Below are 26,302 nucleotides of genomic sequence, written 5' to 3' on the forward strand. Positions count from 1 at the left end.
CCTGAACCGGCGGAGGATTAATCCTGATGGCCGGGTAACAACACACAATTACGGGCAGCGATATGCATGAAGATATCGGCCCCTTCCTTATGGGGGTGGGCATCAATCGGGTTGATGACCTGCCAGTCGCGGCCATTGGCCTCGACAAAGTAACGGGCCTGTTGGCCCAGATAGTCAACGGTTTTGACCTTGCCGGGGATGGAAATTACGCCATCGGTGGCGCGGTTTTCTTCAAACAGATCAATTTTCTCGGCCCGGATCACGGCGCGAACGTCTTTGGAATTCTTGGCCTTGGCGGTCTGTTCGTCCGTGGTCAGCAATGTCTCGCCGCTTTCAAGTGCCACTTGGGTAAAGGCGGCATCGGGGCTTCCAAGGTTGGCTTGGATAATATTGGAATGACCAAGGAAGTCGGCAACAAAGGCCGATGCCGGATTGTTGTAAACCTCTTCGGGCGCGCCTTCCTGTTCGACAAAACCATTGTTCATGACAACCAGTTTGTCGGACATGGCAAGGGCCTCGGACTGGTCATGGGTGACGAACACTGTGGCGACGCCAAGCTCGCGCTGGATGCGTTTGAGCTCCACCCGCATTTCTTCGCGCAGGTTTGCATCAAGGGCTGAAAGCGGTTCATCAAGCAGCAACACATCCGGCTCAATCACAATCGCACGCGCCAGCGCAATACGCTGCTGCTGGCCACCGGAAAGCTGATTGGGATAACGGTCGGCGACATGCGGCAGTTGCACAAGATCAAGCGCCTTGTTGACCTTCTCGGCAATGTCGGCCTTTGAAACCTTGCGGTATTTCAGGCCAAAGGCGATGTTGTCAAAGATCGTCTTGTGCGGGAACAGGGCATAGTTCTGAAACACAAGGCCAAGATTGCGCTTGTGGATCGGCAGGCTGTTGACCCGTTTACCGCGGATCAGAAGATCCCCTTCTGTAATATCGGTCAGACCCGCAATCATGCGCAGCGTCGTTGTCTTGCCACAGCCCGACGGACCGAGGAAAGTTACAAAGCTGTTGTCCGGGACGGTCAAGTCAATGCGTTTTACGGCAGTGAATTCACCAAACCGTTTGACGACATTGTGCAGTTCAACAGCGTTTTGTCTGTCTGCCATTGTTAAATACCCTGTCTGAATTGCGCCGCACCCGACATAAGGCGGCAAGTCTGTCCTGGCCGGTTGTGCGCGGCCAGGACACAGTTTCAGGCAAGCAGGCGGGGCTTAGTAGCCGCGCTGCACACGCGAGAACGTTTTCGACCAGTCGGCTTCGTTTTCGTTCCAGTATGCCGGATCAAAGAAGCTAAGCGACGACAGTGTTCCACTCGGATCAAATGCCGGAAGGGTCGGGATGACCTCGCCCAGTTCGATCTTCTGCGGATCAAGGGCCGGCGGATAGCTCTGACCTTCGGCAACGGCAATTGCCACTTCCGGCTCCAGCATAAAGTTCAGAAGTTCTTCACAGGCCGCCATCGGGCTGCCACGCAGCACAAACAGGCATTCCTGCCAGCCAAGACCACCGGCCGGATCAAGATAGCCAATGTCATGGCCCTGATCCTGCAGCGCCTTGATGCGGCCAGACCAGCCTTCGGTGACATAGATTTCTTCTTCGGCCAGAAGGCTCATCAGTTCGGCCCCCGAAGACCAGTATTTCAGCGCGAGGTCACGGTGCGCACGGACCATGTCCCAAACGGCTTCGATATCCTGAATGTTGTTCGGGTCCTGATCGGACTGCATTGCGCCGTACCAGATACGGGTTTTCCATTCGCCCCAGCCGCCGATTTTGCCTTTATAGGCTTCATCGACCATCAGCTTGGCACCCTTGGCCTTGGCTTCGTCGTCGCTGATATATTTGCGGTTATAGGCAATGCCGGTGGTGCCGTAATCATACGGAACGGCTGAAATCGTGCCGCCGGTGATCTTGCGCAGCGGCTCGACCAAGGTCGGAATGACGTTTTTCAGGTTCGGAATGTTGTCTTCATTGAGTTCGGACGTCAGTTCCAGACCATGATACCGCGCATAGTCAAACACACCCGACAGGTGGGCGAGGTTGAATTCGCCCGGCTGGCTGGCCTTCACACGGGCAATATATTCGTCCGCACCGCCAAAGGTGCCCGATACGACTTCGATGCCGGTTTTCTTGGTATAGGGCGCGAAGGCATATTTTTCGAATGCCTCGGAAACAACGCCGCCCCAACCGTCAAAGCGGACCTGTTCCGGGGTTGCAGCCATCGCCTTGCGGGCCAGTATGCCCATCGGGCCGCCGGTGACCCCGGCAACAACGCCGGCCGCACCCAGTGCGGTCAGGAAAGTACGGCGGTTGATATCGCCGTCGCGATAGCGATTAAGTAGGCGTTCATAACGTTTGGTATCGTCCATTTAAGGCCTCCTGATAAAACGATATATCCGTTGATCGGTCTTGTTGTTGGTCGTTGTATTTTTGGTGTTGTTCTTGGTTTTGGCGGTTGTCCGCATTGTGCAAAAAGTTATTTCGATGCGCCCACCTTGCGCATGGCCATGACCCGCGCAATCGATGCCGCCACCAGCGGCAGGGCAATGGTGAAGATCACCATCACAGCCCCAAGCGCGTTGATTTCCGGGCTGATCGAGTTGCGCAGCATGGCAAATATCTGGGTCGGGACGGTTTCAACACCGCCCGGCTTCCAGAACAGGGTGCCGGTGATGTCATCAAATGAAATGGTAAAGGCAAACAGCATCCCGGCCATGACGGCAGGCAACATCAAGGGCAGGGTCACTTCAAAGAAGGTCTGCACAGGTGTCGCGCCAAGGCTCATGGCGGCTTCTTCAACGTCGCGGCGAATGGAAACCAGACGCGCCTGAACCACCAGCACCACAAAGGGCAGGGTAAAGACCACATGCCCCATCAACAGAAGCCCAAAGCTTTTTGGCATCGACAGGAACTGCAGGAATAGCAGGAGCGCCACAGCCAGAACGACTTCCGGGATCAGGATTGGGGCAACCAGAAGGGTCGAAATAGTCCGCTTCCCGGGGAAATCGTATCTGACCATGGCAAGGGCGGCGAGGGTGCCAAGCGTTGTTGAAATGGCGGCCGTCAGCACACCAAGCAGAAGCGACGTCTTGAACGCCCGCACAATCGCATCATTGTTCCAAAGCGCTTCAAACCAGCGGAGGGAAAAGCCCTCAATCGGGAAGCTGCCGAACTGGTTGGCGTTGAACGCCAGCAGAATCACAACCGCCACCGGCGCAAACAGGAACAGATAGACAAGGATCGTGGCAATTCGGATTACTGACCAACCGGACATCATTTGCTGCTCCCTTACTTGAAACTCTTGGCGATCTGATCGATGCCGAGATAGCGGGTGTAAATGACGACCAGTGCGCCCAAAAGGGCCAGCAGCACGAGCGAAAGTGCCGAGCCAAGCGGCCAGTTGAGCTGTGTCACGATGGCTTCGAATACAAGGTTGGCAAACATCGCATCACGCGGCCCGCCAAGAACGATCGGGGTGATATAGGTGCCTGCCGCCAGAACGAAACACAGCAACGATCCCGCCGCCAAACCGGGCATCGACAGTGGCAATGTCACTTCGCGGAAGGCCTGGAAACCTGTGCAGCCAAGGCTTTGGGCGGCTTCGGTCAGGTTCTTGTCGATGCCATCAAGGCTGACATAGACATTGAGGATCATGAAGGGCAGCAGATAATGCACAAGGCCCAGAACGACAGTTTGCTGGTTATACAGCATCTGGATCGGGTCATCGATGATGCCGATTGATATCAAAAGGGTATTAAGCGCGCCGGATGTGCCAAGGATATTGATCCACGACATCGTTCTGATGATGTAACTGATCCAGAATGGCAGCATCAGCAACAGCAACAAGAACGCCTTGGATTTCATCCGCGTATTGGCAACGAAATAGGCCGGGATATAACCGACAAACGCGCAAATAACCGTGGTGTAAAAGGCAATCAAAAGGGTCTGGAACAGGATGTCGCGATAAAACCGGTCGCCCAGAACTTCAATCCAGTTATCGAGATAAAAGCCGACCTGATCCGCACCGGTCGCGGTGCGCAACCAGAATGAATAAACGACAATGAACAGCATTGGCACAATCAGCAGCAGGCTGATGGTTGCCAGTGATGGTGATAGCAGTACCCACGGAGTCCTGCGGGCTCCGGCGACATCTGCGGCCATTTGTGCCTCCCGTTATTGTCTGCGGTCAGTGCCGCACCCGGCTATTTGGCCGTGAAGAAATTTGTTGGAGGCATTCCAACCCAGACTTGCACATAGCGCAAATAGATAAGTAGAATAGATCCCATAGCCATTGTCTATGTGTGGTGCTGGAAATGTCGGAAAGGTCAGCAGAATGAACGAGTTAATGCGTCGGCAGTTCGACTGGAACCTGCTGCACACCTTTACCGTTATTGTCGAGGAACGCTCGATCACCGGGGCGGCCAACCGGTTATTGCTGCGCCAGCCCAGTGTCAGTAACGCGCTCAAACGGCTTGAAGATCAGATTGGTGCGCGCCTGATTGACCGCGAACGCGGCCGGTTTGAAGTCACCGAACAGGGATTGGCGCTTTATCACGAATGCCGCGAAATTTGCGGTGCCATCGGGCGACTGTCGGATGTGATGTCTGATAGCGGCAATCAGCTGACCGGGCATTTGCATATGTGGCTGGCCAGTCATGTGGTGTTTCCACCCCTTGATGATGCCCTGTTTGAATTCAATCGAGCCCATCCCGAAGTCACCTATGAAATCGATGTTGCGACCTCGGTCAATGTCGTCGATCAGGTGCTGTCACAGCAGGCCAGCTTTGGCATCTGTCTGGTCAAGGAACGCCATCCCAGACTGGAATATCGCCGTTTGTATCGCGAACATTTCGGCTTTTTCTGTGGCCCGACCCATCATCTGTTCGGTCAAAAGGACCTGACCCTGGCTGATCTGCGCCGCGAGGCATTCGTATCATTCGCGACCGACCAGCTCAGCGATGCACTGGCCCCGGTCGCGGTCCTGCGCGCACAGGAAGGCATGAAGGGCAAGGTCGTCGCCGTCAGCCCGCACCTTGAAGAAGTCCGTCGCCTGATCAATGCCGGGCTTGGCATCGGGCCGTTGCCGATCCACGTTGTGCAAAGCGCGACCGACCGCGGGCAGCTTTGGCGCTTGCCGCCCTATATCGACCCGCCGGCGATTGATATTTATCTGGTGACCAACCCGCGCATGTCGCTTAGCCGGGCGGAACGGTTCTTTATCGAAAACCTGACCGCGCGACTGGATGCGGCACCGGACGGCTATTTTGTTTACCCATAAACAGTAAATTCGTCAGATCACGCCATTGGGACTTGCCACCGGGCAGGGACTTGCGCAAGCATGCGGGCAAATTGAAGTTTGTTGTCAGGATTAAAGATGAAGCTGATCTATTTTTCATGGGTCAAGGACCGCATCGGCATGGCGGAAGAGGCCATTGACCTTCCAGATACCGTCAAAACGGTTGCCGACCTGCTGGCGTGGTTGCCCGGTCGCGGAGAAAACTTTGCCAATGCCCTGGCTGATCCCGCGATCATTCGTGTTGCGGTCGATCAGGAATATGCCACGCCTGATACCGACGTCACAAAGGCCACCGAAATCGCACTGTTCCCGCCGGTGACAGGCGGCTAATTCATTCCTCATAGAAAAGGGCGCCTTGTTTCCAGGGCGCCCTTTTAATCATCAGACTATTTGATCAGCTTAATCCGCAACCGATGCCGTTTGCGTCAAACTGTCAAAGAACTCCTTGCGGCCCAGCGTGCCGGTCACCTTGCCATCGCGGGTCAGGATGACCGGGTTCTGGGTGACGGATCGCATCTCAATCAGATCCTTCAGCAGCACATCCTCCTGCGCGACAAAGACAATAGAGTTGTCGGTCGCGTCCAGTTCATCGGGCAGGGTGCCGTCATAATTGATCAGCTTAAGCTCGCCGCGTTCGCCATTGTTGGCCGAGCGGACAACGCCATCCTGAAGGGTGACGCGGATATTGGCGTCTTCGAGCAGGAACTCGGTATTGCCGGATTTCTGATCGCTATCAAGGCGATGCATGATCGCCCGTCCACGCAGGATATTGACCGGGTTCATATGCGCCACAAAGTCCGCAACATATTCGTTGGCGGGGCGAAGGGCGATGTCTTCTGGCGTGCCGTGTTGCACGACATAACCACCTTCCATGATGGCAATCGAATTGCCGAGCTTCATGGCTTCGTCAAGGTCGTGGCTGACAAACAGGATGGTTTTGTTCAGCTTCTCCTGCAAATCCAGCAACTCGTCCTGCAGACGGTTACGGATCAACGGATCAAGGGCCGAGAACGGTTCATCCATCAGAAGGATCGGCGCATCGGTGGCAAAGGCACGCGCCAGGCCAACACGCTGCTGCATACCGCCAGACAGTTCATGGGCATATTTGTTTGCCCATTTATCCAGTCCAACAAGGGCCAGTTTTTCACGCACGATCTCGCGGCGTTCGGCCGGACCCATGCCGCCCAGTTCAAGGCCAAAGCCGACATTGTCTTCAACCGTTCGCCACGGGAACAGGGCGAATTGCTGGAAGACCATGGCGACATTTTTACGACGCAGGTTCCGTAACGTTGTGGGATTGCAGCTCGTAACATCGACCATGTCATCGCCCGCCCGTACACGAAGCGATCCGCGTGACACGGCGTTAAGGCCATTCACACAGCGCAGAAGCGATGATTTGCCAGATCCCGAAAGTCCCATCAGGACACAAATCTCGCCCTCGGGAACGTCAAAGCTGACATCGGCGACACCAAGAACATTGTTGGTGGCAGCCGCAATTTCTTCGCGGGTTTTGCCCTGATCAAGCAGTTCAAGTGATTCCGCCTGACGGTTGCCAAAGATCACATCAATCTTATCGAATTCAACAGCATTGCTCATGATCACTGCCCCGACTTTTCTTTGTGGTCACGACGGCAGATGCGGTCCAGCACGATGGCCAGAATCACAATTGCCAGACCGGCTTCAAAGCCTTGCGCGATATTCACCGTGTTAAGCGCACGCACAACCGGCTTGCCAAGGCCGTCTGCCCCAACAAGGGCTGCAATCACCACCATCGAAAGCGACAGCATGATGCACTGGGTCAGGCCCGCCATGATCGATGGCATGGCCGATGGCAGTTCAACCTTGAACAGCAACTGGCGCGGCGTGCAGCCAAAGCTTTCCCCGGCTTCCAGAAGGGATTTCGGCGTGTTGGAAATGCCAAGATGGGTCAGGCGGATCGGGGCGGCAATCGCAAAGATCACGGTCGAAATAAGACCGGGAACGACACCAAGACCAAACAGGATCAGGGTCGGGATCAGATACACGAATGTCGGGATCGTTTGCATCAGATCAAGGACCGGGCGCATCGCCTGATGCAGCCACGGGCGGTGGGCGGATGCCACGCCAAGCGGCACACCGATCAACATGCAAAACAGCGTCGCATAGATCACCAGCGCCAGCGTTTCCATGGTTTCTTCCCAATAGCCAAGATTGACCACCAGCAACAGGGACAGAACCGTAAACGCCGTCAGTTTCCATGATTTGTGCAAGACAGCGGCAAGCGCCCCAAAGACCGCAATGATCAAAAGGGCCGGCAGCCACACCAGAAAATCGATGGTGTTTTCAATAATGAATTCGAGAACATCCGAAACGGTATAGAAAACGAAATCGGCATGTTCGTTCAGCGCATCCATCAGGGACGATATCCACTGTCCCAGCGGAATCTTCGTTTCCGTGAGCCATTCCATGCGAAAAAATCCGTTCAATGAGAATTAAGAAAAATACATCCGATGCGCCCGCATCGGCCGGAAGCCACAAATGGAAACCAGCGGCGGGCGCATCGGTAAAATCAATCGCGGTGCTTAAAGACCAAGACCGGATTTGAGCGCTGCTTTGGCATCGCCACCGTCAAAGGTGGTTACACCATCAAGCCATGCATAAGCTGCATCCGGGTTGGCTTTAAGCCATGCGGTTGCGGCTTCTGCCGGGTCGGTACCATCGTTGAGGATCGCGTCCATGATTTCGTTTTCCATGGCGAGGCTGAATTTCAGGTTGGTCACGAATTTACCCGCATTCGGGCATTCGTCGGTGTAACCGGCACGCAGGTTGGTGTGAACAGTTGCACCGCCAAAGTTCGGGCCAAAGACGTCATCGCCACCATCAAGATAGGCCATTTCGTATTTCGCATTCATCGGATGCGGTTCCCATCCGAGGAAGACGATGAACTGATCGCGCGATGATTTGCGGCTTACCTCGGCCAGCATGCCCTGTTCGGAGGACTCAACAAGTTCGAACTCACCCAGACCGAACTGGTTGCTGTCGATCATGTCCTGGATAAGACGGTTACCGTCATTGCCCGGCTCGATGCCATAAATCTCGCCATCAAGCTGATCCTTGAACTTGGCAATGTCTGCAAAGTCCTTAAGACCCGCATCAAAGGCGTTCTGGCTCACAGCAAGGGTGTATTTCGCACCTTCAAGGTTTGCACCGGTCGACACAACAGTGCCTTTATCAAGGTAGGGCTGAATATCGGCTGCCATGGTTGGCATCCAGTTGCCGAGGAAGACGTCAACGTCGCCATTGGCAAGGCTCGTGTAGGTGACCGGTACCGACAGCAATTCGGTTTCCGCGGTATAGCCAAGTGATTCAAGGATCACGGATGCGGTCGCCGTGGTTGCGGTGATGTCGGTCCAGCCCACATCAGAGAAAGTCACGGTTTTGCAGGCATCGCTATCGGCTGCTTTGGCAGCAGTGGCACCCAAAAGGGTGGTCGCAATAATGGTGCTGCCAAGAAGGCGGCCGAACGTGGAAAGATTGGTCATGCTTCTGGTTCTCCCTTGTATAAACCTGATGTTGCTGATGACCGGATTTGGCCGGTCATCAGAAGACGCTCGGTTCCGGAGGCCAGACGAACATCAACGCAACAAACATGTCGCCAACACTCGCCCAGAGCCATCAACCACATTCCCCTGAATGGGTGTGATGGGCCGGAATAATCACAAAAACAGCCGCATAGCCGCGCAGCAAAGGCCAAAAGCCCTGAGAAACGCGCCGCATATGTCGGCGTGTTTTTATTGATTGATTGTTCAATTAAATTACAGCATATTCACGAGACGTCAATTGCGAAGGATTAAAAACTGCGTCTTATGCTGTTGCACCGGCGGTAGAGCGCGTCGCATTTAATCTGCATCATTTTGTTTGTTTTTGGCGTGTCGTTTGGCAAGGCACAGCGTGCAGAGCGATGCGGCGCATCGTTCAAACGGTGTAACGTCGCGAAACGCCGCCAAAATCAAACCCTTCGGGCCGGAACAGCCTTCCGCCCCACAGCGTCAAGATCATTGACCGTAGCCCCGCTACGCTCTGCTGATCTTTCCTTGTGCGACAGAAGGCTGCCTCCGGCAAAATGGTACAGATTAAATGCGACGCGCTCTGAACCCCTCGCAACGCAGAGGATTGGATGAATTAATGCCCAAAGTTGGTATGCAGCCTGTACGCCGCAGGCAGTTGATCGACGCAACGATTGAAACCATTCACCAGCACGGATTCGCCGACACCACGATTGCGCGGATCTCTAAGGCTGCCGGTATGTCGTCCGGGATTATTTCGCACTATTTTGGCGGCAAGAACGCCCTGTTGCAGGAAACCATGCGCTCCCTGATGAAGGATTTGCGAAATGACTACATGGTGCGACTGGCAACGGCCAAAACGCCGATGGACCGTCTCGAAGCGATCATCAATACCAACTTCAACGAAGAACAGTTCACCCCGCAGGTGACGGTGGCGTGGTTGTCCTTCTGGGCGCAGGTTCCATTTTCCGATCAGTTGCGACGTCTGAACAATATCTATTTTCAGCGCCTTGCATCCAATCTGCGGCACGAGTTGCGTCAATTGACCACCGAAGAATGCGCAGATGAAATCTCGTCTGCAATTGCCGCCATGGTTGACGGCATCTGGGTGCGAACCGGTTTGTCACGCGGACAGGCCGACATTGCCGGGGCGCGCAAGATGGTGCTGGGCACCTTGCGCATGTATCTGGCGAATTCGCCGAGCCCAAAGAAGCACGTAAAGAAGTAATCGAACCAAACACAAAGACCACGGCTGCCGGTTGCCCCGGTGGCCTGCAGGAGTTTCAAGATGAGCCTTTATCAAATCCAGAATTTCATCAATGGCAAGAAGACCCAAGGTTCGGGCGCAGAAATGGTTACCCTTAACCCTGCGACCAACACGGTTCTGGCCAAGGGCCACGAAAGCACCGCTTCTGATGTTGATGCCGCGGTCAAGGCCGCACGCGCAGGGTTCGAAATTTGGAAAAACACACCGGCTGCCGAACGGGCACGTGTCCTTTTCAAGGCCGCCCAGATCCTTCGGGATCGCAATGATGAACTGGCACTGGTTGAAACCCGTGATACCGGGCGTGCCATTCAGGAAACCGAAATTGTCGATGTGATTTCAGGTGTTGAATGCCTTGAATATTTTGCCGGTGTGGCTGGCAGCCTTGCGGGCGAACATATCGACCTTGCGGGCAACTTTGCCTATACCCGCCGCGAACCGGTTGGGGTTTGTGGTGCCATCGGTGCCTGGAACTATCCGATCCAGATCGCTTGCTGGAAGGCGGCCCCGGCATTGGCATGCGGCAACGCGGTTGTTTACAAGCCGTCCGAAACCACGCCGCTTTCGGCTATTGCGGTCGCCGAGGCCCTTAAAGAAGCCGGTCTTCCCGATGGCGTTTACAACGTTGTGCAGGGCGCGCGCGAAAGCGGTGCCGCGCTGGTGGAACATCCGGGCGTTGACAAGATTTCCCTGACCGGATCGGCCGCAACCGGTGCCAAGGTGGCCTCTGTTGCCGCAGGTGGCATGAAAGCCGTCACCATGGAACTGGGTGGCAAGTCGCCAATGATCGTGTTCGAAGATGCCGATCTGGACAACGCTGTTTCCGGCGCACAAATGGCGAACTTCTATTCATCAGGTCAGATTTGCTCGAACGGGACGCGTGTGTTTGTCCATGAAAGCGTTGCCGATGCCTTCATCGAAAAACTGATCGCACGTTCCAAGGATCTTGTTCTCGGCGATCCGGAAAAGCCTGAAACCCAGGTCGGCCCGATTGTCACCAAGGCCCAGTATGAACAGGTCATGTCCTATATCGAAAAGGGCAAGGCAGAAGGTGCCAAATGCGTTCTTGGTGGCCATGCTGTCACTGAGGGCATGCCCGAAGGCGGACTTTTTGTCGCACCGACCGTGTTTGCCGGTTGCACCGATGACATGACCATCGTGCGCGAGGAAATCTTTGGCCCGGTAATGTCTGTCCTGACCTTCAGCGACGAAGACGAAGTGATCAAGCGCGCCAATGACACCGAATACGGTCTGGCCGCAGGCGTGTTCACCAAGGATCTGTCGCGTGGTCATCGCGTGGTCGCAAGGCTTGAGGCCGGCACCTGCTGGATCAACACCTATAACATCACGCCGATCGAAATGCCGTTTGGCGGTGTCAAGAAATCGGGCGTTGGCCGCGAAAACGGCCGTGCGGCGATTGAATATTACACCCGCATCAAATCCGTTTATGTCGAAACCGGCGACGTTGAGGCCCCTTACTAAGGGGCTTTGACCAACCAACGTCGCCAACCACTCACCGGCTGCCCACACAGCACGACCAAACAAGGGATCAGAAATGACGACCCCAACGACCACTGAAAAATATGATTATGTGATTGTCGGTTCAGGTTCGGCAGGGGCTGTGCTTGCCAACCGACTGACCGAAGATGCCGAGGTTAAGGTTCTGGTGATTGAAGCCGGACCAAAGGATCACTGGTGGGACTGGCGCATTCATATGCCGACCGCGCTGTCCTATCCGATGCAGTCGGAAACCTATAACTGGGCCTATTGGACAACGCCGCAGCCGAACCTCAATAACCGCCGCATGGAAACGCCGCGCGGACGTGTGTATGGCGGTTCCAGTTCGGTGAATGGCATGGCTTATGTGCGCGGTCACGCCCTTGATTACAATCGCTGGGCCGAAGAAGACGCAAGCCTCAAGGAATGGGATTATGCGCGCTGCCTGCCATATTTCCGCAAGGCCGATACGCGCAACGAAGACACCGAAGGCGATGAATATCACGGCGGTGATGGTCCGCTGCATGTGACGACCGGTGCCTGTCAGAACGACCTGCACAAGGCCTGGATCAAGGCCGGTCAGCAGGCCGGTTATGAATTCACCCCGGATCAGAACGGCTACCGCCAGGAAGGTCTCGGGACCATGGATATGACGGTCTATAAGGGCCGTCGCTGGTCAACCGCGCGCGCCTATCTGCATCCGGCGATGAAGCGCCCGAACCTGACCGTTTATCACAAGGCCTTTGCGCAAAATGTTGTTTTCGAAGGAAAACTGGCCATCGGCCTCGACTTTTTCCATGACGGCGAAAACAAGCGCGCCCTTGTTGATCGCGAAGTCATCATTTCGGCCGGTTCGATCAACTCGCCAAAGCTTCTGATGCTTTCGGGCGTGGGTCCGGCGGCGCATCTGCGCGAACATGGCATTGATGTTGTTCATGATCTGCCCGGTGTCGGTGAAAACCTTCAGGACCATCTTGAACTGTATGTTCAGATGGAATGCACCAAACCCATCAGCCTGAACAGCAAACTCGATTGGTGGAACAAGCTTAAGATCGGGGCGGAATGGTATCTGTTCAAAACCGGTCTTGGCGCCAGCAACCATTTCGAGGCGGGCGGCTTTATCCGCTCCAAGGCTGGCGTGCAGCACCCAGACATTCAGTATCACTTCCTGCCAGCCGCGATTAACTATAACGGCTCCAAGGCGGCCGAAGGCGATGGTTTCCAGGCCCATGTCGGTCCGATGCGTTCCAAATCGCGTGGGACGGTTCGTCTGGCATCCGCCAACCCCAAGGATCGCCCGATCATTGATCCGAACTATATGAGCCACCCGGATGACTGGGAAGAAATGCGCGCATCGGTGCGCCTGACCCGCGAAATCTTTGCCCAGGAAGCCTTTGCCGATCTGCGCGGGGCGGAAATTGCACCGGGCAAGGACATCCAGACCGATGAAGAGATCGACGCCTTTGTCGCCGATCACGCCGAAAGTGCTTATCACCCGTCCTGTTCGTGCAAGATGGGCAGTGATGAGATGTCCGTGGTCGACGAGAAAACCCGTGTTCATGGCGTCGAAGGCCTTCGCGTGGTCGACAGCTCGATCATGCCGACCATCGCATCGGGCAACCTCAATGCCCCGACCATCATGATCGGTGAAAAGGCCGCCGACATCATCCGCGGTCGCACGCCGCTGGCACCATCGAATGCACCGTATTTCGTGCATCCGGAATGGGAAACCAAACAGCGCTAAATTTGCGGACTTTAAATAGTCTGATGATTATCCCCGGTTCATTTTTAGATGGATCGGGGATTTTTATTTCCGGTGATTGCAATCGGTTCCGCATCGGAGGATGATCATGGCATATTGTATGCAAATCCCGCGACATACAGCGCCAACGAAGAAGTGCCGCCATGCAAGAAATCAGCCTGCTTAATTCCGTTATCGGTCCCGTTATGCGTGGGCCATCCAGTTCCCATTGTGCGGCACCCTATATGATGGCCAAGCTGGTGCGCGAACTTTCCTGTGCCAACGGTGAAACGCTTAGGCGTGCCGTGATCCGCTTCGACCCGCGTGGGTCCTTTGCGCCATGTTACAAGGCACAAAGCTCGGACGAAAACTTTGCCGCCGGGCTTGCCGGGGCCAAGCTGACCGATCCGGATTATCGCGAAATTCTTGGCCGGGTAGAGCAGGGCGAAGGCTTCCATTTCTCGATCGAAGTCACCGAGCTTGCAAACAACAACCACCCAAACCGTGTTGATCTCGAACTGAGTGTCACGACCCCGGATGGCGAGGAACGTTCAGACCTCTATAACGGCGCATCCGTCGGCGGGGGCATGTATTACATAGACGGCCGCAATGGCGAACACCTGTTCATCACCGGCAAAACGGCAACCGTCTTTGTCTGGGGCGCCGAAGCGGTGGCACAAGCCGACGCGCTGGCAAACGAGCTGGCAGCAGGGGAAAACAGCCTGCTGGGTGTTTCGGTTGAACCCGATCATGAACGGGTTGAAATCGCGCTTCAGGCCTTGCCGAATGCCGATCTCCTGACGGCCATTCGAAGCCGCGAAGGCATTGCCGATGTACGCTTTGCCGATGCATCGCAATATCCGGTGTGCGCCACCGATGATCTGTTTTCCGAAAGTGCCGCCGTGATTGCGGTGGCCGACGATCAGGAAGATGGCTCCATCGCCGATGCCGCCCTGGTGCTGGAGGCAAAACGACTTGGGCTATCGCGCGAAGCCACCCGTGCGCTGTTTCGTGAACGGTGCGAACTGATGCTGCGTGTCGTGGCAGAGGGCTTTGATGCCAAGCCAGAAGACAACGTCATGCGGTTTTTGACACTGCGGGCCCGCACGGTCCGTGATGCCAACCTGCCCGCGGGGCTCGGTGGCCCAGTCTTGCAGGATGCCATGGCCGGTGCGCTTTCGGCGATGGAACGTGACAGCAACCGGGGGCTTGTTTGTGCCGCACCAACAGCGGGCAGTGCCGGTGTGGTGCCGGGCACGCTTTATGGCCTGATCCGCCATGGAATTGATCTTGATGGTGCAACCGATGCCTTGCAAACCATGGCATTGATCGGGGCGGTGTTTGCCGCGCGTGGGACCTTTGCCGCCGAATGCGGTGGCTGTTCAGTTGAAACCGGGGCGTCGGCGGCGATGGCGGCTGCCGGGGTCACGCAGGCCTATGGCGGCACGCCAAAACAATGCTTTGATGCCGCCAGCATGTGTTTGATGAATACGCTTGGCCTTGTCTGTGATCCGGTGGGCGGGGACGTTGAAATCCCGTGTCATGCCCGAAATGTCGCCGGTGTATCACATGCCTTTTCATCGGCGATGGCGGTTCTGGCCGGGTTTGATGCGGTGCTGGCATATGATGAACTGGTCGATCAGACCGTGAAGATCGGCAATATGATGCATCCTGATTTGCGCTGCACAGCGCGCGGTGGCTGTGCCGCCACCAAAACCGCCCTTCGCATGGTCGAGGCAGTTAGCCAAAAAACTTAAAACGCTGATTCTCAAAGGCCTGTTGCGTACCAACAGCAAAAATCAGTGCCGCAGGTATCACGCTTTGTTGGCTGCTTTGCGCAATCGTTCTGCTTTGACTTGGCCGGTTTTGGCATAATCGGCGAAAAGCGGGTTTAAGGCCGGAAAAAGGGCAGTTTTTCCTTGATAGGTCGGCCGGATTGGGCAGGATAAGCCCACATCCATTTACAAATATGAGGGTTCCTCATGTTCACCCCGAACTTGCTGACCGCCAATGACAGGCCGGGTCAATATCCTGATTCCTATTATGCCGCGACGGCGAATGCGACCGCACCCTTTGCCAAGCTTGAAGGGGATCAGACCTGCGACATTGTCATCATTGGTGGCGGCTTTACCGGGCTGTCATCGGCATTGCATCTGGCAGAGCGTGGCTATGACGTGATCCTGCTTGAAGCGCACCGGGTCGGCTGGGGCGCGTCTGGGCGTAATGGCGGGCAGGTCGGATCCGGCCAGCGGCGTGAACAGGATGAACTTGAACAGATGGTCGGGCGCGATGATGCGCATAAGCTTTGGGGTATCGCCGAAGAGTCAAAGGACGTCGTCAAGGCCTTGATCGCCAAGCATAATATCCAGTGCGACTGGAAGCCGGGCATTTTGCATGCTGATCACCGCGCACGCTTTGTCGAACATTCCCGCGCCTATGCTGAAAAGCTTCAGACTGAATATGGCTATGAGGATATCCGTTTTGTCGACCACGATGAAATGCGCGCGATGCTTGGCACCGAATTTTATCATGGCGGATCGCTTGATACGGGGGCGGGGCATTTGCATCCGCTGAATTTCGCCCTCGGTCTGGCCGATGCCGCGCGCCAGGCCGGCGCACGTATTTTCGAAGGCGCGGTTGTCACGTCATATGAAAATCAGGCTGGCAAGGTTACGGTGAAAACCAGGGATGGCAGCGTTGTTAGCGCTAACAAGCTGATCCTTGGCTGCAACGGGTACCTTGATGCATTGGATGATCGGGTGGCAAAACGTGTGATGCCGATCAACAATTTCGTCATTGCCACCGAGCCGCTTGGCAATGATCTGGCGCGTGAACTGATCCGTGATGATGTCGCGGTCGCGGACTCAAAATTCGTGATCAATTACTACCGGCTGAGTGCGGATAAACGCATGCTGTTTGGTGGCGGGGAAACCTATGGCTATAATTTCCCGCGTGACATCAAGGCGTTCGTGTCGCCGCATATGTTGGAAGTCTATCCGCAGCTGAAAGACATCAAGATTGATTATGGCTGGGGCGGGACGCTGGCGATCACGATGAACCGCATGCCGTTCTTTGAAAAGATCGAAGATAATATCTTCACCGCGTCGGGCTATTCCGGGCACGGGGTTGCGATGGCAACCCTTGCCGGGCAGATCATGGCCGATGCCGTTTCCGGCACCATGGAACGGTTTGACGTCATGGCCAACATCAAAACCCCGGTGTTCCCGGGCGGGAAGATGTTGCGCTTCCCGATGCTGGTGGCCGCAATGCTGTGGTATTCGATCCGCGACAAGATTTGATCTGATGTGACGTGATGTGCTTAGCGCTTTACATGGCGCTAAGCCATTTTGCGTCCTTCGTCTTCGTCTTTGTCTTTGTCTTTTTTGTTCTGGGCACTGGTGTCCTGATCGCCAGTATCGGGCACCGTTGTATTCTGGTTGCCCGTATCAGGCGTACTGTCAGGGGTGCGGGCGCCAGATGGGTCTGCATCCTTTGAATCGGTCTCAACGACCTTTGTGTCTTGGCCCGTATTATCGGATGCGCCGCGTGCGGTCAGAAGTGCCTTGGTGCGTTCCCATTTTTTAGGGTTCAAAGCCAAAGTGGTCGCGTCGCTGAACGAGACGTCATACCCGCGGTTAAGGGCGGCCTGCATGGTTGCCTTGACGCAAAAATCGCCGTCCAGACCCACGATAATCAATTTGCCGACTTTCTGACGATCCAGAACGCGATCAAGCTCTGGTTCGCTGAAGCCATCCGCGCGCGCCTTGACGATATCATGGTCGATATCGCCGTTGATCCGTTCATCAAGATCAAGGCCCTTCGATTTGGGGCTGCCACGACCTTCATTCAGGAGCTTTACGAGAAAGTTGATGTACCAACCGCGGAATGTCTGGCGGATCGAGATCACCGGCGTTCCATTGGCGTTGGCCGCTTCAACCAGTTTGTTGATTGCAGTGATCAGTTTATCGACCATGTCGGCCGGATAGGCATGCTTGCTGTCCGAACTGGTGAAATCTTCCTGGACGTCAACGATCAGAAGGGCGCTATTGGGCCGCTCTGCGAGATTGATCTTTTTGCCCTTGCTGGGGGCGAGATGATGGCGTTGGCCATAGATGGTGTAGGCGATGGCGCCCACCAGTAAAATGACAATAAGAGTGATCACCGACCACATGTCCAGGCTCTCCGTTTCGTCGTCTCAGGTCGCTTCGTAAATCTACTTTGCAATCGGACTTAAAGACCATCGGTGAACCGGGCAGTTCAGGTGCGGTAACGCACTGAACCACACCCGACCGCTTTGGGACGGGTGTTCTAGGCCAGATGTATCCAATTGTCAGAATGCCGGATGCCGCGTTGCTGCGCGTCCATTGGACGTCACGAACAGAGCTATTTTTTTCTACTCTTCCAGCATTCTTCATAACCACATGAAATCGCAATCATTTAAATTTGTCAACTTAGCCGACAAAAAGCAAACCCCCGGTTTTGCAGGGTGCGTGGTTATGTGTATCTGATTGCCTAACGTTTCAGGATCAGTTTGGTTCCCAACTTGATACCGGGTCATAGCGTTCGCCCTTGGACAGGATCACGCCATTATGGGCGGCAATGCCGACTTCAAAGCTTGAAGCGATGCGAAGGGCCCGTTCCATGAAATGTCGGGCGGCGGGTCCTTCGCAATATTCCGAAAGGGTTTGGGCAAAGAGTTGCAACCAGCGGTCAAAATGATGGCGGGTGATCTTGAGCGGCAAGTGCTTTTGCATCGGGCGCCCGTCATAGTTGCCAGTCGCCAGCGCGACCGAGGACCAGAACATCACCATGCGATCAAGATGATGGTCCCAGTTATCGACCTTTTCATCAAACACCGGGCCAAGCAGGTCATCATCGCGCACCTTGGCGTAAAAGCCATGCACGATGTTCTTGATCATGTCCGTATCAATGCCGGTATCTTCCTTGATACGCCGCGTGGCAATTTCGCGACGTTCCTTGATTTCGGCAAGGGTTGGCTGTTTTTCGGACATGGTAAAGGGCCTGTTTTGCGCATCAACTGGAACCGCTTTAAACGACGAAGCGATTTTCGGACATGACATATGTCACTTTGTGTCCGAACGCAAACAGATCACCTGTTATGGCATTATTGATCAGGCAAACCGATCATGGAGGCCGTAATAGCGATAGCCGATAGAACGCGCCACACGCCGCAATGACGCCATCGGGAACTTATCCATCGGTGTCGTCAAGACGGCGCCAAGATCGTCCTCATCGCAGATGCCCAGCATCCGTTCTGCCAGAAGCTTGCCACCCAGACTTGCCATCGCCACCCCGTTGCCATGCCAGGCAAGGGCAGTCCAGACATCGTGATGCCCTGGAACCCGACCGATATAGGGCCGCCAGCTTTGTGACAGGCAGGCAAGCCCGTTCCAGTGATGGGTAAAGGCAACATCCTGCCAGGCCGGGAACATGCGCTTGAAATTATCGAGCAGATCCTGTTTGCCTGCGGCAAAGGCCTTGGGCGTTGCGGTAATCCCGCCGCGTCCACCAAACAGAAAACGATTATCCGGAAGCTTGCGGAAATAGTGCAGCAGGATGCGGCTGTCAAAAGCCATCAGGTCGCTGGTCCAGCCTTGATTTTCAAGCTCATCCGGGCGGAGCGGACGGGTAATCAGAATACCCGAAAAGACCGGCATCAAACGTCCGCCAATCCAGTCGGGCAGGTTTTCCGCGCTATATCCGTTGGTGGCGATGACGATCTTGGCGGCAGTAATTTGGGTATTGCCGGAATAAAGGCGATAGGTATCACCATCTTCCTCAAACCGTTCGATCGTTGCCTGTTCGAATATCCGAACACCCGCGCGAACACATTGTTCATGCAAGCCCGAAAGATACTTCATCGGGTTGATGCCAAAACCGGCCTGAACATGCAAACCGCCATACGTTTCCGCCGCACAAAGGCCGCGTTCCTTCAATGCGTCGCGGCTTAGCAGTTCTGTCGGGATGGTTGTGAAATGGGATAGTTCCTGTGCTTCGTGGGCCAGTTCGGCGACCCGGTTGGGTTTGTGCGCCAGAACCACTTCGCCGTCAGAATGACGATCCGCATCAATGTCCCAGTCATTCAGGCGCTGATCCACCAGATCGATGGCATCGCGTTGATGACGGGCAAACTGTTTGACTGCGTCTTCACCAAAACTCTTTGCCAGTTGGCCAAATCCCTTGCCACTGCCGCCCATGCAGCAAAAACCGCCATTGCGCCCTGATGCGCCCCAACCGGACCGACCGGCATCAAACACCGCAACACTTGCGCCGTTCTTTGCCAGTTCCAACGCCGTCGAGAGGCCGCAATAACCGGCACCGATAATGGCGATATCGGTCTTAAGCTGGCCTTCTTCGGGCAGGGTTTCACAGGCAGGAAGCGGTGATGCACTTTCGACCCAATAGCTGTCAGGCAGGGTATCGGTGCGATAGGCGGCGGGTTGATAGATACGTTTTAGCATGGTGGGCTCTTTTGGGGCTTGGCTTGGGTGAGGGGCGGTGGGATGTGCGTGCCTGTGGGGCAGGCTTTGGTGGGCGGTTTGTTATCTGCTTAATCAAAATACCCGGCAATGATAACTCATGCCGGGTATTTGGGTAAGTCTTTGTAATCAGGGTTTGATTACATTTTGCCAAGTTTCTTCGCGGTCTCGTCGAAGGCGGCACGCGCCCGTTTGACCAGCTCGTCGATTTCTTCCTTGGTGATGCAAAGCGGCGGCGACAGAACCATGCGATCACCGCAGGCACGCATGATCACGCCGTTGGCAACACAAGCATCGCGGCACATGGTGCCAACGGTGCCCGGCTTGTCGAACATCTTGCGGGTTTTCTTGTCATCCACCAGCGGCATACCGGCAATCAGACCGACGGTTTCAACCGCACCGACCAGCGGGTGGTCTTCAAGGGTTTTCAGTGCCTTGGCGAAATACGGGCCGATATCGTCCTTGACGCGCTCGACCATCTTTTCTTCGCGCAGGATACGAATGTTTTCAAGTGCGACCGCCGCACATGCCGGATGACCGGAATAGGTAAAGCCGTGGGTGAATTCACCGCATTCATTGATCAGCACATCGGCAACCCGATCGCCAACCATAACCGCCGAGATCGGCAAATAACCCGAAGACATGCCTTTTGCCATCGGCATCAGGTCCGGCTTGATGTCAAAGGTGTCCGAGCCAAACCATTCGCCGGTCCGGCCAAAGCCGCAAATGACTTCGTCAGCGATCAGAAGGATGTCGTATTTTTTGCAGATACGCTGAATTTCAGGCCAGTAGGTTGACGGCGGAATGATCACGCCACCAGCACCCTGGATCGGTTCACCGATAAAGGCGCCAACGCGGTCTGCACCAAGTTCCTTGATCTTTTCTTCAAGCTTGCGGGCTGCAATCAGGCCGAATTCCTCGGGGGTATGATCACCACCTTCGCCGTACCAGTATGGCTGATCGATATGAACGATATCGCGCACCAGCGCACCGCCCTGCGAATGCATGCCCGACATGCCGCCAAGCGACGCACCGGCAACGGTGGAGCCGTGATAGGCGTTCTTGCGGCTGATGATGGTGGTGCGTTCCGGTTTGCCCTTAAGGTTCCAGTACTGGTGCACCATGCGGACAACCGTGTCATTCGCTTCCGAGCCGGAATTGGCATAGAAAACGTGGTTCAGGCCTTCGGGCGTGATTTCGGCAAGAACTTTGGAAAGCTCGATCGCCGGGGTATTCGCGCACTGGAAGAAGTTGTTGTAATAGGGCAGTTCAAGCATCTGCTTGTAGGCCGCTTCTGCAAGTTCCTTGCGACCGTAGCCGACATTGACACACCACAGACCCGCCATGCCATCAAGATAGCGTTTGCCGTTGGAATCTTCGATAAAGACGCCTTCGGCACGTGTGATAACCCGGGTGCCACGATTGTTCAGGTCCGCCGTATCGGTGAACGGGTGAATGTGGTGAGCCTGATCAATATCCTGCCAATAGGCGGTTTTGTCGAAATTATTCATAACGTCTCCTGACAGCGGCGCTGCTCTGCTTTCGTGCGATATGTTGAACATCTGACCTTAGTGTTCGTTTTTTCGAACACCTTTGCAAGTGGATTTTTCGACAATCTTTTTGAAGAATTCAAGGTCAGTTTTTGTTACCTGGCGGTCGATGTGAGTGGTCTGTGCTGCTGAGCCATCCTGTCGCGCCAGAAAATTGTGCATTGCATGATTTGCACGATATATCGAACGAAGGGGCTTGACCGGGGCTATCCGGCGCGGCACGATGCGTTACAGTTTAATAACAGGCCTTCTCTGGGAGTATATGACGATGAACAAGTCGTTCGTCGAAGACAGTAGGGCGGAAGCCCAACGATTCTTTGAAGAAAATCCGGATGTCGAACTTGTTGAGTTGCTCATTCCCGACATTAACGGCGTGTTTCGCGGCAAGCGAATCAGCAAACAGAAATTCCTTAAAAGCTTTAGCGAAGGTGTAACGCTGCCGGGCTCGATGTGTCTGGTTGATATCACGGGGGACAACCCCGAAGGCACGGGCCTTCTTTGGTCGAGCGGTGATCAGGACAATCTGGCAAAACCGATCCCGGGCACCCTTTGCCGTGTGCCTTATGGTGAACTGCCGCTCGCACAGGTGATGATGAGCCTGTATAACCTTGACGGTACCAAGTTTTTTGCTGATCCGCGCAATGTGTTGCAGGGCGTCGTTGATCGCATGGCGGCTGATGGTTTTTATCCGACCGTGGCACTTGAGCTTGAATTCTATCTTGCCGATCAGAACCAGGAAACCGCCGCACCACTGCCGCCGCAGCCGCTTGGTGGTGGGATTGCGTCTGATGGCGTGCAGGTTTATGGCCTGCAACAGATCGAGGATTTTGAAAAAGTCCTGCATGATGCGGTTGCCGAACTGAACCGTCAGGGCATTCCGGCCGATACCATCGTTGCCGAAGCAGGCCCGGGGCAGTTTGAAATCAATCTTGGTCACGTGACCGATCCGATGATGGCGGCGGATCACGCCATGCAGCTTAAACGCGTGGTTAAGGGCATTGCCTGGGATCACGGCGTGACTGCGACCTTCATGGCAAAACCCTATTCCGATCAGGCGGGCAATGGCCTGCATGTTCATGTGTCGCTGCGCGACAAGGATGACAATAACGTTCTGTCGCCGGTGGGTGACGAGGAAGTGTCGGACAATCTGCGCTTTGCGATTGGTGGCCTGCAGGAAAGCATGTTTGAAAGCATGGCGATCTTTGCACCCAACCCGAACTCCTTCCGCCGGTTCCAGAACAAGGCCTATGCGCCGATGTCGCCGAACTGGGGTTTGAACAACCGTACCGTCGCCCTTCGTATCCCGGCAGGCAGCCCGAAGGCTGCCCGTGTTGAGCACCGCGTGTCGGGTGCCGATGCCAACCCGTATCTGGTTCTGGCGTGTGTTTTGGCGGGCATGCATCATGGCATGAAGAACAAGCTTGATCCGGGCGAGCCGACCGTTGGCAACGGCTATGAACAGCATGGCGGGCGAATTGTTCCGCGCAGCATGATTTCGGCCCTCGATCGCTTTGTCGAGGGCGATATCGTCAAGGAATACCTCGGCGAACGTTTTGTCGAGGTGTTCGATATCTGTCGCCGTGCCGAATATGACGAGTTCTTTGCCGAAGTGACCCAGCTTGAATATCGCTGGTATCTCGACGCGGTATAACCAGACAAAACAACAATAAAGTTTGACAGGGAAAAGACGGGAATGTCGCAAAAGGTAGGGGATCGTCTGAAGGCGGTGCGCAGCATGTACGGGCTGTCGCAGCGTGAACTGGCCCGCCGGGCCGGTGTGACCAACAGCACGATCTCGACGATTGAACAGAACCGGGTCAGCCCGTCTGTTGATAGCCTGGCCAAGGTTCTGGCCGGCATTCCCATGAGCCTGATTGATTTCTTCACCATTGATCTTGATACCGGTGAAGAAATCTTTTTCAGGAAAGAAGATCTTGTCGAACTGTCTGACGGGACGATGTCGATGCGTCTTGTCGGGGCATCGCGCAAGGACCGTAATTTGCGCGTGCTACATGAAACATACCCTGCGGGCGGGGATACCGGTAACAACCTGATTGTCCAGAAGGGCGAAGAAGCCGGTGTTGTCGTCCGTGGCAAGCTTGAAGTCACGGTGGGTGAACGGGTCAAGGTGCTTGGCCCCGGCGATGCCTATTACTTCAATGCAGAAATTCCACATCGTTTTCGAAATGTGGGTGACGGGGAATGTGAAGTCGTCAGTGCGGCGACGCCACCGTCATATTGATGACAGATCGTGCTGCCAGAGTGCCCACCAAGGTGCCAAGTGCAATGATCAACTTTGAAAAATCCAAACGCGCCATCCGTCAGGAGACTTGCGATGACCAATCCGATGAATTTTGAACAGCTGACCGCGCAGGCCGCCGCCCTTGATATTCGCAACAAGGCGTTCATCAACGGTGCCTATGTCGATGCGGCATCCGGCAAGACATTTGATTGCATCAGCCCGCGTGACGGGTCGGTGCTGACCAAGGTTGCCGAATGCGACGTCGAAGACGTCAATCGTGCGGTGGCATCGGCGCGTGCGGTGTTTGAAAAAGGCAGCTGGTCCGAAGCCGCCCCTGCAAAACGCAAGGCGATCATGCTGCATTTCGCCGATCTGCTTGAAAAGAACGCTGCCGAACTGGCTCTTCTCGAAAGCCTTGATATGGGCAAGCCGATCACGCTTGCTGCGCGCGATGACATTCCGCTGTCCTATAAATGCATCCGCTGGTACGCCGAGGCGATCGACAAGATCTATGACGAAATCTCCCCGTCGGGCACCAATGAAATCGGCATGATCACCCGTGAACCGCTGGGCGTGGTTGCCGCCGTTGTGCCGTGGAACTTCCCGCTGATGATGGCGGTCTGGAAGCTTGGCCCGGCCCTGGCGATGGGGAACTCGATCATCCTCAAGCCAGCTGAACAGTCACCACTGACCGCACTCCGTGTCGCCGAAATCGCGGTTGAGGCTGGTATTCCCGAAGGCGTTCTGAACGTTGTGCCGGGCTTTGGTCCGACGGCGGGCAAGGCGCTTGGCCTGCATGAAGATGTTGATTGCGTGACCTTTACCGGGTCGGGCGAAGTCGGCAAGCTGTTCTTGCAGTATTCCGGTCAGTCGAACATGAAGCGTGTCTGGCTGGAATGCGGTGGCAAAAGCCCGAACATCGTTCTGGCCGATTGCCCGGATATGGATGCGGCTGCTGCGGCGGCCGCGGGCGGTATCTTCTATAATCAGGGCGAGGTCTGCACGGCTGGTTCGCGTTTGATTGTCGAAGAAAGCATCAAGGACGAGTTCATCGAAAAAGTGGTCGCCGCGGGTGCAAAAATGCAACCGGGTGATCCGCTTGATCCGAAAAGCCAGATGGGCGCGATTGTCGATGAAAGCCAGATGAACCGTGTTCTGGGCTATATCGAAAAAGGCTCCAGCGAGGGCGGTATCCTTCGCACCGGTGGCAAGCGGGTTCGCACCGAATCTGGTGGGTATTATGTCGAGCCGACCGTGTTTGACGGCATCAAGAACGACATGACGATTGCCAAGGAAGAAATCTTTGGCCCGGTTCTGTCGGTTATTTCGGTCAAGGACTGGAAAGAGGCTGTTCAGACCGCAAATGATACGCCATATGGTCTGGCAGCAGCAGTCTGGACGCGCGACATCAACAAGGCACACATGACCGCAAAGAAACTGCGTTCGGGTCTTGTCTGGGTCAATTGCTGGGACGGTGGATCAATCACCATGCCGTTTGGTGGTTACAAACAGTCCGGTACCGGTCGCGACCGTTCGCTGCATGCGCTGGACAAATATTGTGAAATCAAGTCGACCTGGATTGCACTGGGCGACGCGTAAGAACTCCGTCGACCGCTGGCAGGCAGACGGTCCGGGTTTGATACGGGAAGTGAGAAGGGTTTAAAAATGAGCAGCACCGGGGTCATTGACACCAAGGGCGGTGATAACGCCTTTACGGCAAAATCTGTGCATCAGAACACCAGCGAGCCGATGTATTCCGGTGCGCTGTCCTTCATGCGCCGCCGATATTCACGCGACCTCAATGGGATTGATGTTGCTGTCACCGGTATTCCTTATGATCTTGCAACATCAAGCCGACCGGGTACGCGTCTCGGCCCGCAGGGTGTGCGTCGTGCATCGACCAACCTTGCCTGGGCACCGCATTTCCCGTCCGGGCGTGATATCTTTGCCGAAATGGCAGTGATTGACTATGGCGACATGGTTATTGATCCGGGCCATCCGGAAAAGCTTCCGGAAATGATCGAAGATCACGCACGTGACATTGTTCAGTCCGGTGCCAAGATGCTCACCATCGGTGGCGATCACTTCATCACCTATCCGATCCTGAAGGCACACGCCGAAAAGTACGGTGATGGCATTTCACTCATCCAGTTTGATGCCCACTCCGATACCTGGGAAGATGACGGTGATCGTATCGATCACGGCACCATGTTCTGGCACGCGGCCAAAAAGGGCATCGTCAATCCGTCAAAATCCATTCAGGTCGGTATTCGGACCCACAATGAATCGACCCACGGGTTCAATATCCTGTATGGCCCGGATGTTCAGTCGATGTCGATTGATGCCATCGTTGAAAAGATCAAGGCCACGGTTGGCGACAACCCGGCCTATATCACCTTTGACATTGATGGGCTTGATCCGTGCTATGCACCGGGCACCGGTACGCCGGTTCTGGGCGGCTTGACCAGCCATCAGGCGGTATCGATCCTGCGTGGTCTTGCGGGGCATGTGAACCTGATTGGCAGTGACGTAGTCGAAGTTTCGCCGCCTTATGATGTTTCGGACATCACATCGCTTGCCGGTGCGACCATGGCGTGGGAAATGTTGAACATTCATGCGGTTAACCGCGCAAAGTAATCTGCGATTTCAGATCGAAAATCT

At 55.3% G+C, this 26,302-nt stretch carries 22 protein-coding genes; 11 read left to right on the forward strand and 11 right to left on the reverse strand.

Going from position 1 to position 26,302, the window contains the following annotated elements:
• Positions 1-17: 17 nt before the first annotated feature.
• From AC5Q5A_RS15210 to AC5Q5A_RS15225, 4 genes are all read right to left on the reverse strand, one after another.
• On the reverse strand, positions 18-1,115 hold the full coding sequence (locus tag AC5Q5A_RS15210; protein ID WP_493895799.1) for an ABC transporter ATP-binding protein: 1,098 nt from the start codon (positions 1,113-1,115) through the stop codon (positions 18-20).
• A gap of 105 nt (positions 1,116-1,220) precedes the next feature.
• A complete protein-coding gene (locus tag AC5Q5A_RS15215; RefSeq protein ID WP_493895800.1) occupies positions 1,221-2,375 on the reverse strand; it encodes an extracellular solute-binding protein in 1,155 nt (384 codons plus the stop codon).
• A 107-nt stretch (positions 2,376-2,482) separates the two neighbouring features.
• The gene (locus AC5Q5A_RS15220) at positions 2,483-3,283 is read right to left on the reverse strand and encodes an ABC transporter permease (RefSeq protein ID WP_083952803.1); all 801 of its coding nucleotides are present in this window, start codon (positions 3,281-3,283) and stop codon (positions 2,483-2,485) included.
• Between the two features lie 11 nt (positions 3,284-3,294).
• Positions 3,295-4,167, reverse strand: a complete 873-nt coding sequence (locus tag AC5Q5A_RS15225; RefSeq protein WP_008891863.1) for an ABC transporter permease — start codon at positions 4,165-4,167, stop codon at positions 3,295-3,297.
• A 172-nt stretch (positions 4,168-4,339) separates the two neighbouring features.
• On the opposite strand from AC5Q5A_RS15225, the gene AC5Q5A_RS15230 reads away from it, so the two are divergent.
• Positions 4,340-5,284: a LysR family transcriptional regulator gene (locus AC5Q5A_RS15230; RefSeq protein ID WP_129542731.1), complete on the forward strand. Its 945-nt coding sequence runs from the start codon at positions 4,340-4,342 to the stop codon at positions 5,282-5,284.
• Positions 5,285-5,380: 96 nt separating this feature from the next.
• On the forward strand, positions 5,381-5,632 hold the full coding sequence (gene moaD / locus AC5Q5A_RS15235; RefSeq protein ID WP_063086927.1) for a molybdopterin converting factor subunit 1: 252 nt from the start codon (positions 5,381-5,383) through the stop codon (positions 5,630-5,632).
• Positions 5,633-5,701: 69 nt separating this feature from the next.
• Here moaD and choV read toward each other — a convergent pair whose 3' ends face one another.
• From choV to AC5Q5A_RS15250, 3 genes are all read right to left on the reverse strand, one after another.
• Positions 5,702-6,898: a choline ABC transporter ATP-binding protein gene (gene choV / locus AC5Q5A_RS15240; RefSeq protein ID WP_493895801.1), complete on the reverse strand. Its 1,197-nt coding sequence runs from the start codon at positions 6,896-6,898 to the stop codon at positions 5,702-5,704.
• 2 nt (positions 6,899-6,900) lie between these two features.
• A complete protein-coding gene (gene choW, locus AC5Q5A_RS15245; RefSeq protein WP_008891859.1) occupies positions 6,901-7,749 on the reverse strand; it encodes a choline ABC transporter permease subunit in 849 nt (282 codons plus the stop codon).
• 114 nt (positions 7,750-7,863) lie between these two features.
• Positions 7,864-8,823 (reverse strand): choline ABC transporter substrate-binding protein, encoded by a 960-nt coding sequence (locus AC5Q5A_RS15250; RefSeq protein ID WP_493895802.1) that lies wholly within the window; start codon positions 8,821-8,823, stop codon positions 7,864-7,866.
• Positions 8,824-9,466: 643 nt separating this feature from the next.
• Between AC5Q5A_RS15250 and betI the strand changes: the two genes are divergently transcribed.
• From betI to AC5Q5A_RS15275, 5 genes are all read left to right on the forward strand, one after another.
• Complete coding sequence (gene betI / locus AC5Q5A_RS15255; protein ID WP_493895803.1) at positions 9,467-10,075, forward strand: choline-binding transcriptional repressor BetI; 609 nt, start codon at positions 9,467-9,469, stop codon at positions 10,073-10,075.
• A 60-nt stretch (positions 10,076-10,135) separates the two neighbouring features.
• Positions 10,136-11,593 (forward strand): betaine-aldehyde dehydrogenase, encoded by a 1,458-nt coding sequence (gene betB / locus AC5Q5A_RS15260; RefSeq protein ID WP_336232796.1) that lies wholly within the window; start codon positions 10,136-10,138, stop codon positions 11,591-11,593.
• 73 nt (positions 11,594-11,666) lie between these two features.
• Complete coding sequence (betA, locus tag AC5Q5A_RS15265; protein WP_493895804.1) at positions 11,667-13,352, forward strand: choline dehydrogenase; 1,686 nt, start codon at positions 11,667-11,669, stop codon at positions 13,350-13,352.
• Positions 13,353-13,513: 161 nt separating this feature from the next.
• Positions 13,514-15,106, forward strand: a complete 1,593-nt coding sequence (locus tag AC5Q5A_RS15270) for an L-serine ammonia-lyase, iron-sulfur-dependent, subunit alpha (RefSeq protein WP_493895805.1) — start codon at positions 13,514-13,516, stop codon at positions 15,104-15,106.
• 225 nt (positions 15,107-15,331) lie between these two features.
• Positions 15,332-16,648 (forward strand): NAD(P)/FAD-dependent oxidoreductase, encoded by a 1,317-nt coding sequence (locus AC5Q5A_RS15275; protein WP_493895806.1) that lies wholly within the window; start codon positions 15,332-15,334, stop codon positions 16,646-16,648.
• 38 nt (positions 16,649-16,686) lie between these two features.
• Here the strand turns inward: AC5Q5A_RS15275 and AC5Q5A_RS15280 are convergent, their stop codons facing one another.
• From AC5Q5A_RS15280 to AC5Q5A_RS15295, 4 genes are all read right to left on the reverse strand, one after another.
• Positions 16,687-17,520 carry a cysteine hydrolase family protein gene (locus AC5Q5A_RS15280; protein ID WP_493895807.1) on the reverse strand — a complete coding sequence of 278 codons (834 nt, stop codon included), beginning with the start codon at positions 17,518-17,520 and terminating at the stop codon, positions 16,687-16,689.
• A 355-nt stretch (positions 17,521-17,875) separates the two neighbouring features.
• Positions 17,876-18,361, reverse strand: a complete 486-nt coding sequence (locus tag AC5Q5A_RS15285; protein ID WP_493895808.1) for a group III truncated hemoglobin — start codon at positions 18,359-18,361, stop codon at positions 17,876-17,878.
• Positions 18,362-18,481: 120 nt separating this feature from the next.
• Positions 18,482-19,831 (reverse strand): NAD(P)/FAD-dependent oxidoreductase, encoded by a 1,350-nt coding sequence (locus tag AC5Q5A_RS15290; protein ID WP_493895809.1) that lies wholly within the window; start codon positions 19,829-19,831, stop codon positions 18,482-18,484.
• Positions 19,832-19,989: 158 nt separating this feature from the next.
• The gene (locus AC5Q5A_RS15295) at positions 19,990-21,360 is read right to left on the reverse strand and encodes an aspartate aminotransferase family protein (RefSeq protein WP_063086938.1); all 1,371 of its coding nucleotides are present in this window, start codon (positions 21,358-21,360) and stop codon (positions 19,990-19,992) included.
• Between the two features lie 307 nt (positions 21,361-21,667).
• Between AC5Q5A_RS15295 and AC5Q5A_RS15300 the strand changes: the two genes are divergently transcribed.
• From AC5Q5A_RS15300 to speB, 4 genes are all read left to right on the forward strand, one after another.
• Complete coding sequence (locus AC5Q5A_RS15300) at positions 21,668-23,050, forward strand: glutamine synthetase family protein (protein ID WP_008891847.1); 1,383 nt, start codon at positions 21,668-21,670, stop codon at positions 23,048-23,050.
• A 42-nt stretch (positions 23,051-23,092) separates the two neighbouring features.
• Positions 23,093-23,641 (forward strand): cupin domain-containing protein, encoded by a 549-nt coding sequence (locus AC5Q5A_RS15305; RefSeq protein ID WP_008891846.1) that lies wholly within the window; start codon positions 23,093-23,095, stop codon positions 23,639-23,641.
• 93 nt (positions 23,642-23,734) lie between these two features.
• Positions 23,735-25,240 (forward strand): aldehyde dehydrogenase, encoded by a 1,506-nt coding sequence (locus AC5Q5A_RS15310; RefSeq protein WP_493895810.1) that lies wholly within the window; start codon positions 23,735-23,737, stop codon positions 25,238-25,240.
• Positions 25,241-25,306: 66 nt separating this feature from the next.
• Entirely contained in the window at positions 25,307-26,278 is a 972-nt protein-coding gene (speB, locus tag AC5Q5A_RS15315) for an agmatinase (protein ID WP_044826814.1), read from the forward strand.
• Positions 26,279-26,302 lie beyond the last annotated feature (24 nt).

The sequence above is a fragment of the Thalassospira sp. CA1 genome (assembly GCF_059052855.1).

Excerpts from the sequence above, each read along its gene's own strand:
- AC5Q5A_RS15210 (WP_493895799.1), bottom strand. The coding sequence starts at position 1,115 with ATGGCAGACAGACAAAACGCTGTTGAACTGCACAATGTCGTCAAACGG.
- AC5Q5A_RS15215 (WP_493895800.1), bottom strand. The coding sequence starts at position 2,375 with ATGGACGATACCAAACGTTATGAACGCCTACTTAATCGCTATCGCGAC.
- AC5Q5A_RS15220 (WP_083952803.1), bottom strand. The coding sequence starts at position 3,283 with ATGATGTCCGGTTGGTCAGTAATCCGAATTGCCACGATCCTTGTCTAT.
- AC5Q5A_RS15225 (WP_008891863.1), bottom strand. The coding sequence starts at position 4,167 with ATGGCCGCAGATGTCGCCGGAGCCCGCAGGACTCCGTGGGTACTGCTA.
- AC5Q5A_RS15230 (WP_129542731.1), top strand. The coding sequence starts at position 4,340 with ATGAACGAGTTAATGCGTCGGCAGTTCGACTGGAACCTGCTGCACACC.
- moaD (WP_063086927.1), top strand. The coding sequence starts at position 5,381 with ATGAAGCTGATCTATTTTTCATGGGTCAAGGACCGCATCGGCATGGCG.
- choV (WP_493895801.1), bottom strand. The coding sequence starts at position 6,898 with ATGAGCAATGCTGTTGAATTCGATAAGATTGATGTGATCTTTGGCAAC.
- choW (WP_008891859.1), bottom strand. The coding sequence starts at position 7,749 with ATGGAATGGCTCACGGAAACGAAGATTCCGCTGGGACAGTGGATATCG.
- AC5Q5A_RS15250 (WP_493895802.1), bottom strand. The coding sequence starts at position 8,823 with ATGACCAATCTTTCCACGTTCGGCCGCCTTCTTGGCAGCACCATTATT.
- betI (WP_493895803.1), top strand. The coding sequence starts at position 9,467 with ATGCCCAAAGTTGGTATGCAGCCTGTACGCCGCAGGCAGTTGATCGAC.
- betB (WP_336232796.1), top strand. The coding sequence starts at position 10,136 with ATGAGCCTTTATCAAATCCAGAATTTCATCAATGGCAAGAAGACCCAA.
- betA (WP_493895804.1), top strand. The coding sequence starts at position 11,667 with ATGACGACCCCAACGACCACTGAAAAATATGATTATGTGATTGTCGGT.
- AC5Q5A_RS15270 (WP_493895805.1), top strand. The coding sequence starts at position 13,514 with ATGCAAGAAATCAGCCTGCTTAATTCCGTTATCGGTCCCGTTATGCGT.
- AC5Q5A_RS15275 (WP_493895806.1), top strand. The coding sequence starts at position 15,332 with ATGTTCACCCCGAACTTGCTGACCGCCAATGACAGGCCGGGTCAATAT.
- AC5Q5A_RS15280 (WP_493895807.1), bottom strand. The coding sequence starts at position 17,520 with ATGTGGTCGGTGATCACTCTTATTGTCATTTTACTGGTGGGCGCCATC.
- AC5Q5A_RS15285 (WP_493895808.1), bottom strand. The coding sequence starts at position 18,361 with ATGTCCGAAAAACAGCCAACCCTTGCCGAAATCAAGGAACGTCGCGAA.
- AC5Q5A_RS15290 (WP_493895809.1), bottom strand. The coding sequence starts at position 19,831 with ATGCTAAAACGTATCTATCAACCCGCCGCCTATCGCACCGATACCCTG.
- AC5Q5A_RS15295 (WP_063086938.1), bottom strand. The coding sequence starts at position 21,360 with ATGAATAATTTCGACAAAACCGCCTATTGGCAGGATATTGATCAGGCT.
- AC5Q5A_RS15300 (WP_008891847.1), top strand. The coding sequence starts at position 21,668 with ATGAACAAGTCGTTCGTCGAAGACAGTAGGGCGGAAGCCCAACGATTC.
- AC5Q5A_RS15305 (WP_008891846.1), top strand. The coding sequence starts at position 23,093 with ATGTCGCAAAAGGTAGGGGATCGTCTGAAGGCGGTGCGCAGCATGTAC.
- AC5Q5A_RS15310 (WP_493895810.1), top strand. The coding sequence starts at position 23,735 with ATGACCAATCCGATGAATTTTGAACAGCTGACCGCGCAGGCCGCCGCC.
- speB (WP_044826814.1), top strand. The coding sequence starts at position 25,307 with ATGAGCAGCACCGGGGTCATTGACACCAAGGGCGGTGATAACGCCTTT.